Origin of the sequence: Phytohabitans rumicis (assembly GCF_011764445.1) — a bacterium.
Classification (GTDB): Bacteria; Actinomycetota; Actinomycetes; order Mycobacteriales; family Micromonosporaceae; genus Phytohabitans; species Phytohabitans rumicis.
Genome location: NZ_BLPG01000001.1, coordinates 6,178,144 through 6,192,993 on the forward strand (window position 1 = coordinate 6,178,144; position 14,850 = coordinate 6,192,993).

At 70.9% G+C, this 14,850-nt stretch carries 8 protein-coding genes and 2 pseudogenes; 2 read left to right on the forward strand and 8 right to left on the reverse strand.

The genetic code is table 11. From position 1 onward, the window contains the following. Positions 1 to 320: 320 nt before the first annotated feature. From gltX to Prum_RS28155, 7 genes and pseudogenes are all read right to left on the reverse strand, one after another. A complete protein-coding gene (gltX, locus tag Prum_RS28130; protein ID WP_281368991.1) occupies positions 321 to 1,730 on the reverse strand; it encodes a glutamate--tRNA ligase in 1,410 nt (469 codons plus the stop codon). After that, positions 1,727 to 2,992: an MFS transporter gene (locus Prum_RS28135; protein WP_173079231.1), complete on the reverse strand. Its 1,266-nt coding sequence runs from the start codon at positions 2,990 to 2,992 to the stop codon at positions 1,727 to 1,729. Before Prum_RS28135 ends, gltX begins: the two co-directional genes overlap by 4 nt. Beyond that, on the reverse strand, positions 2,989 to 3,891 hold the full coding sequence (locus tag Prum_RS28140; protein ID WP_308785380.1) for a family 1 glycosylhydrolase: 903 nt from the start codon (positions 3,889 to 3,891) through the stop codon (positions 2,989 to 2,991). The genes Prum_RS28135 and Prum_RS28140 overlap by 4 nt, the downstream gene beginning before the upstream one ends. Further along, positions 3,801 to 4,256, reverse strand: a pseudogene (locus Prum_RS55895) (glycoside hydrolase family 1 protein); the annotation flags it as partial. The pseudogene Prum_RS55895 and the gene Prum_RS28140, both read right to left, overlap by 91 nt. Positions 4,257 to 4,323: 67 nt before the next feature. Beyond that, positions 4,324 to 4,785 (reverse strand): hypothetical protein, encoded by a 462-nt coding sequence (locus Prum_RS28145; RefSeq protein WP_173079232.1) that lies wholly within the window; start codon positions 4,783 to 4,785, stop codon positions 4,324 to 4,326. A 63-nt stretch (positions 4,786 to 4,848) separates the two neighbouring features. Next, positions 4,849 to 7,590 carry a pyruvate dehydrogenase (acetyl-transferring), homodimeric type gene (gene aceE, locus Prum_RS28150; RefSeq protein WP_173079233.1) on the reverse strand — a complete coding sequence of 914 codons (2,742 nt, stop codon included), beginning with the start codon at positions 7,588 to 7,590 and terminating at the stop codon, positions 4,849 to 4,851. A 124-nt stretch (positions 7,591 to 7,714) separates the two neighbouring features. Beyond that, the gene (locus Prum_RS28155; protein WP_173079234.1) at positions 7,715 to 8,119 is read right to left on the reverse strand and encodes a YjbQ family protein; all 405 of its coding nucleotides are present in this window, start codon (positions 8,117 to 8,119) and stop codon (positions 7,715 to 7,717) included. Between the two features lie 22 nt (positions 8,120 to 8,141). On the opposite strand from Prum_RS28155, the gene Prum_RS28160 reads away from it, so the two are divergent. Then, positions 8,142 to 9,668 (forward strand): DUF4139 domain-containing protein, encoded by a 1,527-nt coding sequence (locus Prum_RS28160; RefSeq protein ID WP_218577364.1) that lies wholly within the window; start codon positions 8,142 to 8,144, stop codon positions 9,666 to 9,668. Here the strand turns inward: Prum_RS28160 and Prum_RS28165 are convergent, their stop codons facing one another. Next, complete coding sequence (locus Prum_RS28165; RefSeq protein ID WP_173079236.1) at positions 9,669 to 11,300, reverse strand: alkaline phosphatase D family protein; 1,632 nt, start codon at positions 11,298 to 11,300, stop codon at positions 9,669 to 9,671. A gap of 1,181 nt (positions 11,301 to 12,481) precedes the next feature. On the opposite strand from Prum_RS28165, the pseudogene Prum_RS28175 reads away from it, so the two are divergent. Further along, positions 12,482 to 14,811, forward strand: a pseudogene (locus Prum_RS28175) (thiamine pyrophosphate-dependent enzyme). Positions 14,812 to 14,850: the final 39 nt, after the last annotated feature.

Genomic DNA, 14,850 nt, shown 5'->3' on the forward strand with positions numbered 1-14,850 from the left:
ATGTCGGGCATTTCCGCCCACAGGATCCCGTCCTGCCCCACCAAGAAAGATCAAAGGCGCTACGTGCTCGCTCGAATTGTGCGCCAGGCTCGGGAGGGGCGGTTTCTCGCCGCAGTCGCCACGCAGCGTCTTCCGGGCGGACCTTGACGAGCGCGCGCTCCGCGTCGATCAAGGATTTCTCCGTCGATCAAGGGCAAACGGTCGTGGTTTGGAGATCAAAGCACGGCCGTTTGCCCTTGATCGACGGAGAAGGCGCGCGCGGGGCGCGCGGGCGCGGCGGGTGCGGAGAGGGCGCGGCGGGGGAGGGGGCGCGGAGGGGGTTAGGGGAGGCGGGCGCGGGCGGCTTGGAGGCGGGCGAGGGTGCGCTCGCGGCCTAGTACCACCAGTGACTCGAAGAGCGGGAGGCCGACGCTTCGCCCGGTCGCGGCGACGCGTACGGGTGCTTGGGCCTTGCCGAGTTTGAGGCCCCGCTCGGCGCCCACCGCTTCGAGCGCCGCCTTCAGGGCGTCGGCGTCCCAGGTCGGCAGCGCCGTGTACGCCTCGACCGCGGCGTCCAGCAGGTCGCCGGCGCCATCCTTCATCGCCTTGGACCAGGATCCCTCGTCGATCTCGGGTGAGGCGACGAAGAGGAAGTCGACGTTCGGCACGATCTCGCTGAGCACGGTGATCCGGGTCTGTGCGAGCGGGGCGACCGTCGCGAACGCCGCCGCGTCGAACTCGGAAGGCTGCCACGGCGGTGGCGGGATCGTCTCGGTGCCGGTCAGCCAGGGCTGGCACGCCTCGACGAAGTCCTCGACGGAGAGCGCGCGGATGTACTCGCCGTTGAACGCGCGCAGCTTCTTCTCGTCGAAGTAGGCGGGCGACGGGTTGACGTCTTCCAGCCGGAACTCCGACTCGATCACGGACCAGGGCACGATCTCCCGGTCGCCGCTGGGCGCCCAGCCGAGCAGCATCAGGTAGTTGCGCATGGTGTCGGCGAGGTAGCCCTCGTCCCGGTACGCCTCCAGCGCCACCTTGTCGCGCCGCTTGGACAGCTTCTGGCGCTTCTCGTTCACCACGATCGGCACGTGCGCCCACACCGGCGGCTTGACGCCCAGCGCGTCCCACAGCAGTTGCTGCTTGGGCGTGTTGGGCAGGTGCTCCTCGGCGCGGATCACGTGGGTGATGCCCATGGTCATGTCGTCGACGACGTTGGCGAGCAGGAAGACCGGCGACCCGTCGCCACGGGCGATCACGAAGTCTTCCAGTAGCTTGTTTTCCCAGGTCGGCTCGCCGCGGATGAGGTCGACGACGACCGTCAGACCGAGATCGGGCGTACGGAAGCGCAGCGCCCGCCCGGGGCCGGCGGTGAGCCCGCGGTCGCGGCAGAAGCCGTCGTACCCCTGGTACTGCGAGCCGGTGCGGGCCTGTACGTCCTCGCGGGTGCAGTCGCAGTAGTACGCGCGGCCGGCGGCGTGCAGCTTGGCGGCGGCGGTGCGGTGCTCGCCGGCGTTCTCCGACTGGAAGTACGGGCCTTCGTAGGTGCCGCGGGCGATGCCGATCCAGTCGAGCGCGGACAGGATGCCCTCGGTCCACTCCGGCCGGTTGCGCGCGGCGTCGGTGTCCTCGATGCGCAGGACGAACACCCCGCCGTGCTGCTTGGCGTAGATCCAGTTTTGCAGCGCTGAACGGGCGCCGCCGACATGGAACATACCGGTCGGAGAGGGGGCGAAGCGCACGCGTACGGTCACGGAACCGAGCGTATCCGTACCACGAAGACGCTGCCGAGGAGGGTGACCACGGCGGTGAGGGCGTACAGGGTGGTGTAGCCGCCGAGGTAGACCACGATCGGGGCGGACATCGCGGGCCCGAGCACCTGGGGCGCCGAGTTCGCGATGTTGATGACGCCCAGGTCCTTGGCCCGGTCGGTGGCCTGCGGCAGCACCTGCGTGATCAGTGCGGCGTCCACGGCGAGGTACACGCCGTACCCGGCGCCGAGCAGCACCGCGGCGAAGATCGCCATGCCCCACGAGGGCCAGATGGCGAGCAGCAGCGCGGCCACCGCCATGATGATGCCGGACCAGATGACGAAGATCTTGCGGCGGCCGGAACGGTCGGACAGGCGGCCGGCGGTGACCGCGGTGGCCATCATGCCGGCCGTGTAGATGAGGATCAGGATGAGCAGCCCGCCATCGGGATCGTGGTACTTCACCCCGTCCTTGAGGAAGTAGAGCAGGAACAGCGTGCCGAGCGCGTTGCCGACCTGGACCAGGAAGCGGGTGCCCCAGGCCCAGGCGAAGTCGGGGTGCTCACGCGGGCTGATCCACATGCTCCGGATCAACGCGCGCCAGCGCAGCGGCGGCTGGTGCGTACGCGGCAGCGCGTCATCGGGCGTGACCAGCGCGAACGGCAACGCCAGCAGCAGTACGGCGGCCGCGACCGCGAGATAGCCGGCCGCGTTGTCGGTGAACACGGCGGTGACCAGCACCGCCCCGACGACGAGGCCGAGCGACTGCGGGATGCCGATCCAGCCGGAGACCCGCCCGCGCTGCTCCACCGGCACCCGGTCGGGGATGGCCGCGGTCAGCGTGGCGAGGGCGGCGTTGAAGCAGATCTGCGCGGCCACCCAGCACACCGCGACGCCGATGATCGTGCGCTGCTGGCCGAGGATCGCCAGCGACACGGCGCCGAGGATGGCGCTGGACAGCGTCCAGACGTGCCGGCGGCCGTACTCCCGGTCGCCGATGCGCAGGCAGGTGCGGTCGGAGAGGGCGCCGGCGAGGGGGTTGGCGATCACCGCGGCGAACGCGCCGAGGCCGGTCACCCAGCCGAACATGGTCTCTTTGTTGGCCGGGTCGATCAGCTCGACCTGGTTGGGCAGGAGCACCTGGATGGGCGTGAAGAACGCCATCCACACGCCGAGGTTCGCGCTGAAGATCAGCGCTACCCAGCTTCGGCGTACGGGTGTGGTCGGCTCGGCGAGCGCCGGCGGCAGGGTGATCCCGGCGGTCATCGGGACGCTCTGATCAGGTCCCGGTACCAGGCGTACGAGGTCTTCGGGGTACGTACCTGCGTCTCGAAGTCGACGTGGACCAGCCCGAACCGCTTGCTGTAGCCCTCCGCCCACTCGAAGTTGTCCAGCAGCGACCAGACGAAGTAGCCGCGCACGTCGACGCCGTCCTCGATGGCGGCCCGCACAGCCTTGATGTGACCGTCCAGATAGGTCACCCGCTGCGGGTCGTCGACGCCCTCGTACGCGCAGCCGCTCTCGGTGACGTGGATCGGCGGGAGGGCCTCGCCGTACTCCTGCTTGAGCCAGCCGAGCAGCTCGCGCAGCCCGTCCGGGATGACCGGCCAGCCGAAGTCGGTCTTCGGGTAGCCGTCCAGGGGAACGAGGTCGAACGGCAGCGGGGCAACGCCAGCCGGCGCGCGTACCCCGGTGGGGTTGTAGTAGTTGACGCCGAGCGCGTCGAGCGGCGCGGCGATGATGTCGAGGTCGCCGTCGTGCACCACGGCGGGGTCGAGCCCGATCTCGGGGTAGTCGCGGCCGAAGAGCGGATCGGTGAAGAACCGGTTGTGCAGCGCGTGGTACGTCGCCGCGGCGATCTGGTCGGCCTCGGTGTCCCCCTGCGGCCAGGCGGGCGAGTAGTTGTTGGTGATCGCCACCGCGGCGGCGCCCCGGGCGCGCAGCTCGGCGACCGCCAGGCCGTGGCCCAGCAGCTGGTGGTGGGCGGCCGGCAGCGCGCCGAACAGGAGCGCCTGGCCGGGGCGTGCTCGCCGGTGGCGTACCCGAGGGTCATGTGGATGAACGGCTCGTTGAGTGTGATCCAGAGCCGGACCCGGTCGGCGAGCGCGTCCGCGACGAGGCCGGAGTATTCGGCGAAGCGGTACGCGGTGTCGCGGTTCAGCCACCCGCCGCTGTCTTCGAGGGCCTGCGGGAGATCCCAGTGGAAGAGCGTGAGCACCGGGTCGATGCCCTTTTCCAGCAGCGCGTCGACGAGGCGGTCGTAGAAGGCGATCCCGTCCTTGTTGGCGGGGCCGCTGCCGTCCGGCTGGATGCGCGGCCACGCGACCGAGAAGCGGTACGCGGACACGCCCAGGTCGGCCAGCAGCGCGACGTCCTCGGGGTACCGGTGGTAGTGGTCGCAGGCGATGTCGCCGGTCGGGAGCCCGTTCTTGTGCGTGAACGTGTCCCAGATGGACAGTCCGCGACCGCCCTCGGCGACTCCACCCTCGATCTGGTACGCCGAGGTCGAAACGCCCCAGGTGAAGCCCATCTACTCCTCCAAGAACGTGAAAGTTCCTCGCACTCTAGTCCGCGAGCGGACCTCCGGGAAGCCCTTGTTACCAGTACGCCCGGAAGACCGCCCGGTCGACACCCGCGCGCCAGCCCGGGTCGGCGGCGTCGGTACGCAGCGCGGTCAGCGCCGCGATCGCGCCGTCCAGGAGGTCGGCCCAGTCGTACCCGGCGCCGGGCGCGCCCTTCTGCATCAGGAACGCCAGGCCAGCCGAGTTGCTGATCGCCCAGCCACGTCGTGCGGGGGCTTGGCGGCCGGCGTCGCCGCCCTGGTCGCTGACCAGGCGCACATGGAACGGGTAGCCGACCTCGCCGCCCGGTTTGGTCACCGCGATGTGGGCGCTCGCCGGCTCGGCGCCGAAGATGTCCCGCAGAAACGACGGCCCGGGCGCCTCGATCACGACCTCGACACCGTCGCCGTACTCCCCGGGATCGCCGGAAACGGCGACCGACCGGATGAGCTCGACCACGACGGTGGGGTCGCGCCGGTCGAAGGTCACCCACTCCACGCTCGTCACCCTGCCATGAAAAGGGCGCCCCTCAGGTGAGAGGCGCCCCGATCATGAGAAGGGTCAGGAATCTCCGCCCGTTTCCCCGACGGGAGCCGCCCCCACGTCGTCGATGGCGTACTTCTTGGCCGCCTCGGCGGGCACCGAGGGCGGCACCTCGCCGCGGACGGCGAGCTGGCGCAGCGTGGCCACGGCGATCGACTCGGCGTCGACGTGGAAGTGCCGGCGCAGCGCGTGCCGGGTGTCGGACAGGCCGAACCCGTCGGTGCCCAGCGAGGTGTAGCTCCCCGGGACCCAGCGCGCGATCAGGTCCGGCACCGCCCGCATCCAGTCACTGACCGCCACGAACGGCCCCCGCGCGCTCTTGAGCTTCTCGGTCAGGTACGGCACCTGCGCCGGCGTGCCGGGGTGCATCAGGTTCTGCTCCTCGACCAGGACGGCGTCGCGGCGCAGCTCGGTCCACGACGTCACCGACCACACGTCGGCCGAGACGCCCCAGTCCTGGGCGAGCAGGTCCTGGGCCTTGAGCGCCCACTGCATGCCGGTACCCGAGGCGAGGATCTGCGCCCGCGGGCCGTCGATCGCCGCCGGGCGGTACTTGTAGAGGCCGCGCTTCACACCCTCGACGTCGAGGTCGGCCGGCTCGGCGGGCTGCAGGATCGGCTCGTTGTAGACGGTCAGGTAGTAGAAGATGTTCTCCGGCCGCTCGCCGTACATGCGGTGCAGGCCGTCCTCGACGATGTGCGCCGTCTCGAACCCGAACGCCGGGTCGTACGCGACGACGGCCGGGTTGGTGGCCGCGATCAGGTGCGAGTGGCCGTCCTCGTGCTGCAGGCCCTCGCCGTTGAGCGTGGTGCGCCCCGCCGTGGCACCGAGCACGAAGCCGCGGGCCATCTGGTCGGCCGCCGCCCAGAACCCGTCGCCGGTGCGCTGGAAGCCGAACATCGAGTAGAAGATGTACAGCGGGATCATCGGCTCGCCGTGCGTGGCGTACGCGGTGCCGGCGGCGGTGAACGACGCGACCGAGCCGGCCTCGTTGATGCCCTCGTGCAGGATCTGCCCGGTGGTCGACTCCTTGTACGACAGGAAGAGCTCCCGGTCGACGGACGTGTACCGCTGCCCGTGCGGCGAGTAGATCTTCTGGGTCGGGAAGAGCGAATCCATGCCGAACGTGCGCGCCTCATCCGGGATGATCGGCACCCACCGCTTGCCGAACTCCTTGTCCTTCATGAGGTCCTTGAGCAGGCGGACGAAGGCCATCGTGGTGGCCACCTTCTGCTTGCCCGAGCCGCGCTTGACGTCGGCGAACCGCTCCGCGCCCGGGATCTGCAGCGGGATCGTGGTCGTACGCCGCGACGGCAGGAAGCCGCCGAGCGCCTCGCGCCGCTCGCGCAGGTACTGGATCTCCTCCGACTTCTCGCCCGGGTGGAAGTACGGCGGCAGGTACGGGTTGGCTTCGAGCGCCGAGTCCGGGATGTCCAGATAGAGCCGGTCGCGGAAGGACTTGAGGTCGTCCAGCGTCAGCTTCTTCATCTGGTGGGTGGCGTTGCGGCCCTCGAAGTGCGAGCCGAGCGTCCAGCCCTTGATGGTCTTGGCGAGGATCACGGTCGGCTGGCCGGTGTGCTCGGTGGCCGCCTTGTACGCCCCGTACAGCTTGCGGTAGTCGTGGCCGCCGCGCTTGAGGTTCCAGATCTCCTCGTCGGTCATGTGCTCGACCATCTTGCGGGTGCGCGGGTCACGCCCGAAGAAGTGCTCCCGGACGAACGCGCCGGACTCCGCCTTGTACGTCTGGTAGTCGCCGTCCGGCGTGGTGTTCATGAGGTTGACCAGCGCGCCGTCGGTGTCGGCGGCCAGCAGCGGGTCCCACTCGCGGCCCCAGATCACCTTGATCACGTTCCAGCCGGCGCCGCGGAAGAACGCCTCCAGCTCCTGGATGACCTTGCCGTTGCCGCGTACCGGGCCGTCCAGCCGCTGGAGGTTGCAGTTGATCACGAAGGTCAGGTTGTCCAGCTCTTCGCGGGCGGCCAGGCCGATCGCGCCGAGCGACTCGACCTCGTCCATCTCGCCGTCGCCGAGGAACGCCCATACGTGCTGGTCGGACGTGTCCTTGATGCCCCGGTGGTGCAGGTACCGGTTGAACCGGGCCTGGTAGATCGCGTTCAGCGGGCCGAGGCCCATCGAGACCGTCGGAAACTCCCAGAAGTCCGGCATCAGGCGCGGGTGCGGATAGCTCGGCAGCCCGCCGCCCAGCCCGGCGTGCGACAGCTCCTGCCGGAACCCGTCGAGCCGGTCCTCGGTCAGCCGCCCCTCCAGAAACGCCCGGGCGTACATGCCGGGGGAGGCGTGACCCTGGAAGAAGATGTGGTCACCGCCGCCGGGGTGGCTCTTGCCCCGGAAGAAGTGGTTCATGCCCACCTCGTAGAGGGAGGCCGCGCTCGCGTACGTCGAGATGTGGCCACCCACGCCGATCTCCGGGCGCTGGGCGCGGTGCACGAGCATCGCGGCGTTCCAGCGCATGTACGCCCGGATGCGGCGCTCGACGAACTCGTCGCCGGGGAACCACGGCTCCTGCTCCGGCGGGATGGTGTTGATGTAGTCCGTGGTGGTCAGGGGCGGCACCCCGACCTGGCGCTCGCGGGCGCGTTCCAGCAGGCTCAGCATGACGTAGCGGGCGCGTTTGGCGCCGCGCTCGTCGATGACCGCGTCGAGCGACTCGATCCACTCCCGGGTCTCTTCGGGGTCGATGTCGAGAAGCTGGCTCGGTAGGCCATCGCTGATTACCGGGCGCTTGCGTTCGGTAGCCACCAGCGCTCCCTCTATTGAGTGTGGGATAGGTCTCGTCCTCCATCCTGCCTTGTGTGACGGGCCTCGTCACGCCTGGTGGACCGCGACGCGACGCTCGACACACATACCAGCCGGTAACATTGCGTTAGCCCGCAAGGAAAGAGAACCGCACCTGCCGGGTCGGGTTATCGCCGTTGGTGTCGACGAGGCAGATCGACTGCCATGTACCCAGGGCGATCCGGCCGCCGATCACCGGCAGCGAGGCGTACGGCGGCACGAACGCCGGCAGCACATGATCGCGGCCGTGCCCCTTGGTGCCGTGCCGGTGCCGCCACCGGTCGTCGGTCGGCAGCAGCTCGTCCAGGGCGGTCAGCAGGTCGTCGTCGGAGCCGGCGCCGGTCTCGATGATCGCCACGCCCGCCGTCGCGTGCGGCACGAACACGTGCAGCAGCCCGTCCCCTTCGCCGCTCACAAACGCCGACGCCTCGGCGGTGATGTCCTTAACGATTGGACGTCCGCCGGTCCTCACTGTGATCACCTCAGTGCGCATGCGCGCCAGTATGTTTGACATCGTGGATCCCGTGGTGCTCGACGCCCCCATCGTGGCGGTCACCGTCTACCCGGACCGTGCCCGGGTGACCAGGCGCGGCAAGCTCCCCCTGCCCGGCGGCACCAGCGTGGTCCACATCGGACCACTCCCGCTCGGGCTGCACCGTGACTCGGTGCGCGTCGGCGGCCACGGGCCGGCCACCGTGCTGGGTGTCGATGTGCTCACCCGCCACCAGCCTCGCCCCACCGACCAGACCGTGGCCGAGCTGGAGGAGCAGCGCCGGGCGCTCGCCACCGAGCTGGCCGGGCTCGCCGACGCGACCGTGGTCGAGCAGCAGCGGGCCGAGTTCCTCGCCACGCTCGCGCAGCGCGCCGGCGGCACGTACGCCCGCTCGCTGGCCGCCGGCGAGACCGACCCGGCGGCGGTGACGGCGTTCGCGGACTCGATCGTCGAACAGCTCACCGCGAGCAAGGCACGGCAGCGCGACCTCGCGCTGCGCGCCGGCGAGGCCGGCGACCGCAAGGCGGCGATCGAGCGCCGGCTGGCGCAGCTCACCGGCAAGCGCGCCCCCGACCAGGTCGTCGCCGCGGTGAGCCTTTCGGTCTCCGCCGCCGAGGCGGTCGAGCTGGAGCTCTCGTACGTCGTGGACGGTGCCGGCTGGGAGTCCACATACGATGTACGGCTGGCGGAGGAGCGACTGACGGTCACCTGGTTCGGCCTGGTGACCCAGCGGACCGGCGAGGACTGGCCGGAGTGCGAGCTGCTGCTGTCCACCGCCCGCCCGTCGACCACCACGACCGTGCCGGAGCTGGAGCCGTGGTACCTGGACCGGATCCGCCCGCTGCCGGTCGCCCGAGCGGTGGCCGCGTCCCGCAGCCTGGACGCCTCTCTTGAATATGTCGAGGAGGGCGTGAGCGCCGTCGAGCAGGGGATCGCCGCCGCGACGTACCGGCCGGAGCACCCGGTGGCCGTGCCCGCCGACGGCACCGCCCACCGGTCCACCGTCGCCGTCCTCGACCTGACCGCCGGACTGGACTACGTCACCGCGCCGGCCCACGCGAGCGACGCCCACCTGCGCGCCACCGCGGTGAACGGCTCGGCGCACACCCTGCTGCCCGGCCGGGCCTCGGTCTTTCACGACGCCGACTTCGTGGGCAGCACCCACCTGGAGACGTGGGCGCCCGGCGAGGAGGTCGAGCTGGCGCTCGGCATCGACGACCGGATCCGGGTCGAGCGCAAGCTGACCCGGCGTACGGCGACGAAGGCGGCCCTCGGCTCGACCCGGCGCCGCGAGGTGGAGTACCGGACCACGGTCGCCAACCACACGCCCCGCCCGGCCCGGGTGACCGTGCTGGACCAGATCCCGGTCTCCCGGGACGAGGGCATCACGGTGCGGGCGTTCAAAGTGGACCCGGCACCCGTCGACCGCACCGAGATGGGCGTGCTGAGCTGGAAGCTGGAGCTCGAGCCGGGCGAGTCCAAAGAGGTCACCATGGGCCTCCGTGTCGAACTCGCCCGGGGTGTCGAGATGTCCGGCTGGCGCGAGTAGTTACGGGCGGACGGTTTCCTGCTCGACGGTGTCCGGGATGCCTTCCCGCGACAGCACTCCCAGGTCACGCGGGCGGTCGTACGTCTGGTGCAGGCCCGGCACCCGGTCCTCCACGGCGAACGAGGCGCGGGTGTAGACGGGCGCGCCGGGCGTCGTCACGTACGGCACCACCTTGAAGTCCGCGTCCAGGCGGTCGGCCGCGATCTTCGTCAGGACGTACCCGCGCTGGTTGTTGTAGAAGCGCAGGTGCGGGTTGATGCTCAGGAACGGGTGGGTCGCCGGGTCCGAGTCGGCCCCGTTGCCGGTCGACGAGACCGACGAGCAGACCAGCTCGGTGCCGACCGTCCGCGACGTCGGGTCGGCGTAGTCCAGCTTGAGGTCGCTGGCCCAGTGCGCGTGGACGTCACCGGTGAGCACGACCGTGTTGCGTACCCCGGCCGCGAGCCAGCCGCGGGTGATGCGGTCGCGCGAGGCGACGTACCCGTCCCAGGAGTCCTGGCTGGTGACCGTCGCCGGGCCGGCGTTGTTGTCACGCTGGGCGAAGAAGACCTGCTGGCCCAGGATGTCCCAGCGGGCCGACGACCGCCGGAACCCGTCGAGCAGCCACGCCTCCTGCTCGGCGCCGGTGATGGAACGCGCCGGGTCGACGGCGGCCGGGCAAGCCTTGTAGCCGTCGCCGCAGCCCTGGTCGTCCCGGTACTGGCGGGTGTCGAGCATGTGGAACGTCGCCAACCGTCCCCAGTGGACCCGCCGGAACAGTTGCATGTCGATGCCCTGCGGGATCGAGCTGCGGCGCAGCGGCATGTTCTCCCAGTACGCCTGGAACGCCGCCGCACGCCGGGCGAGGAAGTTCGGCTGCGTGTTCTCCGGCACCTCGTCGGCCCAGTTGTTGTCCACCTCGTGGTCGTCCCACACCACCAGCCACGGCGCGGCGGCGTGCGCGGCCTGCAAATCGGCGTCGGCCTTGTACTGCGCGTGCCGCTGCCGGTAGTTCGCCAGCGTCTCCGTCTCCGGACCCTCGTGGTCGCGCGGGTTGCCGCCCGGGATGTTGTAGGTGTCCTTTGTGTACTCGTACTGGTAGTCGCCGAGGTGCAGGACGAGGTCCGGCATCTCCTCGGCGAGCCGCCGGTACGCGGTGAAGTAGCCGTGCTCGTACTGCGAGCACGAGACGAACGCCATCGCCAGCGCGCCGCCGAGCGTCCACGGCGCCGGCGCGGTCCGCGTGCGCCCGATCGGCGAGACGTAGCGTTCGGCCTTGAACCGGTAGAAGAACTCCCGGCCGGGCAGCAGCCCATTCAGTTCGATGTGGACGCTGTGCGCGGTCTGCGGGCGGGCGAGCTTGACGCCACGGCGTACCACGTGGCGAAATCGCTCGTCGGCGGCCAGCTCCCACTGCACCGGCACCACGCGGTCCGGCATCCCGCCCAGGCCGTCCTCGGCGAGCGGCTGCGGGGCGAGCCGGGTCCACAGCACGAACCCGTCGTGGTCCGGGTCGCCGGAAGCCACGCCGAGCGTGAACGGGTCGGTCCGAAGTGGACCGTTCGCGGCCGCGGCCGCCGCGCCGGGCAGGGTCGCGGCGGCGGCACCGACCGCTACGCCACCGGCAATGAGGGTACGTCGAGACACGGGCATGGTGGTCCTCCCCAGGATTGACCAGCACCAACGTGGGGAAGCCTCGCGAGTGATGTTGAACCGTCCGCAAACACCGCGTGTATTGGTGATGTTTGGTGCCGTCCAAGGCGGTGGCCCGCGCGTGATTATGCGTGCCCGGGTGGGGCGGCGAGGCGTTTTCTCGTGTTCCCGACCCGGCGCCGGTAGTTCCGGTCACAGTCATTCTCATGTACGCATCAACGCATCCGTGGCGATCCACGGCCTTTGGGTTGTGCGGGGCGGCCGCCCTCGCACTGCTCCTCGGCCTGGGAGCCGGCACGGACCGGAGCGCCTCCGCGCTCACGCTCGCGTCCGATGCCGTCGTGATGCCGTCAGCAGCGCCGCTGCCAGCAGAGCCGGCTTCCGTCGAACCCATAGCCGACGACGCCCCAGCCGCCTCCAGCGCTTCCGAGGAGGCTCCATCCGTCGCAACTGACGAGACCCCGCCCGCCCTATCCGAGGATGCTCCGCCTGCCACATCTGAGGAGGCCCCGCTCGCCGGGCCCGAGGAGGCCCCGCCCGCTCCCGACGAGGCTCCGCCCGCCGACTCTGCGGAGGCCCCGCCCGGTTCTGACGAGGCCCCGTCCGTTTCCGACGAGGCTCTGTCCGCCGACGGCGGTGCGCCGGTCGACGAGCTCGCCGAGCCGACCACGGCACCCGAGGAGCCGAGCGAGAATCTCGATGTCCCGTTCATCGGCCCACCGCAACCCAGGACCACCGACCTGGACTGCGCCGATTTCGAGCAGGACTCCTTCCGCATCGACCCCAACAACGACCCGCACGGACTGGACCGTGACAACGACGGGATCGCCTGCGAAGCCCCGCCGGGGACTGACCTCGGTGATCATGAGGTTAGCGTCAGGAGAGCGCTCTCGTCCGGCGCTAACTTCATGATCACCGCCGGTGGTCACTCCCGTACACCGAGCCCCGTGGGGCCTGCCCGCCGCGTCGATCAAGGGATTCCGCGTCGATCAAGGGCAAACGGTCGTGGTTTAGAGATCGAACCACGGCCGTTTGCCCTTGATCGACGCGGAGAGGGGCGGGGAGAGGGGCGCGAGAGGGGCGCGAGAGGGGCGCGAGAGGGGCGCGAGAGGGGCGCGAGAGGGGCGCGGAGGGGAGACAGGGGACGGTGGGTGGGTGGCCGGGGGTGGCTTGCGTCGGTAATGCTGTCCTGCGTGACCACCCCTCAAGATCTGGACGAGTTCTTCCGGGAGGCGGTCGGCGGCCTTAGCGAGTCGGCTAGCCAGCGGGCGCCGGAAGCACCGGTCCGGGACGGCACCGCGCTGACCGGCAACGGCGCGCTGGAGCTGTTCGAAGCGCAGCTCGCGAGCCGGCACCTCGACCTGGCGGCCAGGTGGTTGCGTTCCTTCGGCGAGGGGTTCTACACGATCGGCTCCTCGGGCCACGAAGGGAACGCGGCCGTCGCGATGGCGGTGCGGCGGACCGACCCGGCGCTCCTGCACTACCGGTCGGGGCGTTCTACTGCGCACGGGTGGCCCAGGCCAGCAGCGAGGAGCGCCACGGTGAGGACCCGCTCACCCAGGCGGCCCGCGACGTGCTGCGCGGGGTGGTCGCCTCCAGCCTGGAGCCGATCGCCGGCGGCCGGCACAAAGTCTTCGGCAACGCCGAGCTGAACGTGATCCCGACCACCTCCACGATCGCATCGCACCTGCCCAGGGCGGTCGGCGTCGCGTTCGCGATCGAGCGGCTGCGGCGGCTGAGCCCGGCCGCGCGGCCGCTGCGCGGGCACCGGCCGGCGCTGGACGGGCAGTCGCCCTGGCCGTCCGACGCGATCGCGGTCTGCTCCTTCGGCGACGCGTCGATCAACCACGCGAGCGCGGTGGCGGCGTTCAACACCGCGGGCTGGTGCGACCACGCCGGGCTGCGGATCCCGGTGCTCTTCGTGTGCGAGGACAACGGCCTGGGGATCAGCGTGCGCTCGCCGGCGGGCTGGGTCGCCGCGTCGCTGCGTGCGCGTCCGGGGATCAAGTACTTCGCCGCGGACGGCTGCGACGCCGCCGAGACATTCGACGTCGCGACGGAGGCAGCAGCCTGGGTACGCCGGCACCGGCGGCCCGCCGTACTCCATCTGACGACCGTGCGGCTGATGGGCCACGCGGGCGCCGATGCCGAGACGGCGTACCGGCCGGCGGCGGACATCGAGCGCGACGTGTCGCGCGATCCGCTCGTGGCCCTGGCGCGGCTGCTGGCGGAGGCCGGCCTGGCCCGGCCCGACGAGCTGATCGGCCGGTACGACGAGGTCGGCTGGCAGGTGCGCAAGGTGGCCGAGGAGGTGATCGGCGAGCCGAAGCTGGAGGGGCCCGCCGACGTCGCCGCCCCGCTGGCGCCCCGCCGGCCGGTACGGGTGGCCAAGGCGATCGCCGAGGCGGCCACGCGGGCGATGGGGCCGGTGGCGGCCGCGCGGGACACCGGGTTCGGTGGCCGGCTGCCCGAGGACGCCGACGGGCTCACCCTGGCCCAGACGATCAACGCCGCGCTGTCCGACGGCATGGTGGCCAACCCGGGGATGGCGATATTCGGCGAGGACGTCGCGATCAAGGGCGGCGTGTACGGGGTGACGAAGGGGCTGCGGGATCGCTTCGGGGCGTCCCGGGTGTTCGACACGCTGCTGGACGAGACCTCGATCCTCGGGCTCGCGCTGGGCGCCGGGCTCGGCGGGATGCTACCGGTACCGGAGATCCAGTACCTGGCGTACCTGCACAACGCCGAGGACCAGATCCGGGGCGAGGCGGCCACGATGCAGTTTTTCTCGCGCGGGGCGCACCGCAACCCGATGGTCGTGCGGGTGGCCGGGCTGGCGTACCAGGAGGGCTTCGGGGGGCACTTCCACAACGACAACTCGGTCGCCGTACTCCGGGATGTGCCTGGTCTTGTGGTCGCGGTGCCGGCGCGGGCCGACGACGCCGCGCCGATGCTGCGCACGTGCCTGGCCAGTGCGGCCGTGGACGGCAGCGTGTGCGTGTTCCTGGAGCCCATCGCGCTGTACCACACGCGTGACCTGTATGCGGAGGGTGACGGTGAGTGGTTGGCGCCGTACCTGGCGCCGGCCGACTGGTCCGCCGGGCACGTGCCGATCGGCCGCGCCCGCGTCTATGGGATCGGGTCGGCCGACGACCTCACGATCATCACGTTCGGTAACGGCGTGCGGATGTCGCTGCGCGCGGCGGCCCGGCTCGCCAGCGAGGGCGTGGGCTCGCGGGTGGTGGATCTGCGTTGGCTGGCCCCGCTGCCGGTGGCCGACATCATCCGGGAGTCGGCGGCGACCGGCCGGGTGCTGATCGTGGACGAGACACGCCGGTCCGGCGGGGTCGGCGAGGGGGTGCTGGCCGCGCTCGTGGACGGCGGATACGTGGGCGCCGCGCGGCGAATCGCCTCGGTTGACTCCTTCATCCCCTTAGGTCCGGCCGCCCGGCACGTCCTCGTCGCGGAAGATGCCATCACCCAGGGTGCCCGCGGGCTTCTGGCACGGTAAATTGCCTTCCACTCGGTGCGCCACTTGCGCGCGGCGGAA

What these genes read in the sequence shown, in the direction of transcription:
- Prum_RS28135 (WP_173079231.1), bottom strand. Translation starts at nt 2,992, where the DNA reads ATGACCGCCGGGATCACCCTGCCGCCGGCGCTCGCCGAGCCGACCACA.
- Prum_RS28155 (WP_173079234.1), bottom strand. Translation starts at nt 8,119, where the DNA reads ATGCGCACTGAGGTGATCACAGTGAGGACCGGCGGACGTCCAATCGTT.
- Prum_RS28165 (WP_173079236.1), bottom strand. Translation starts at nt 11,300, where the DNA reads ATGCCCGTGTCTCGACGTACCCTCATTGCCGGTGGCGTAGCGGTCGGT.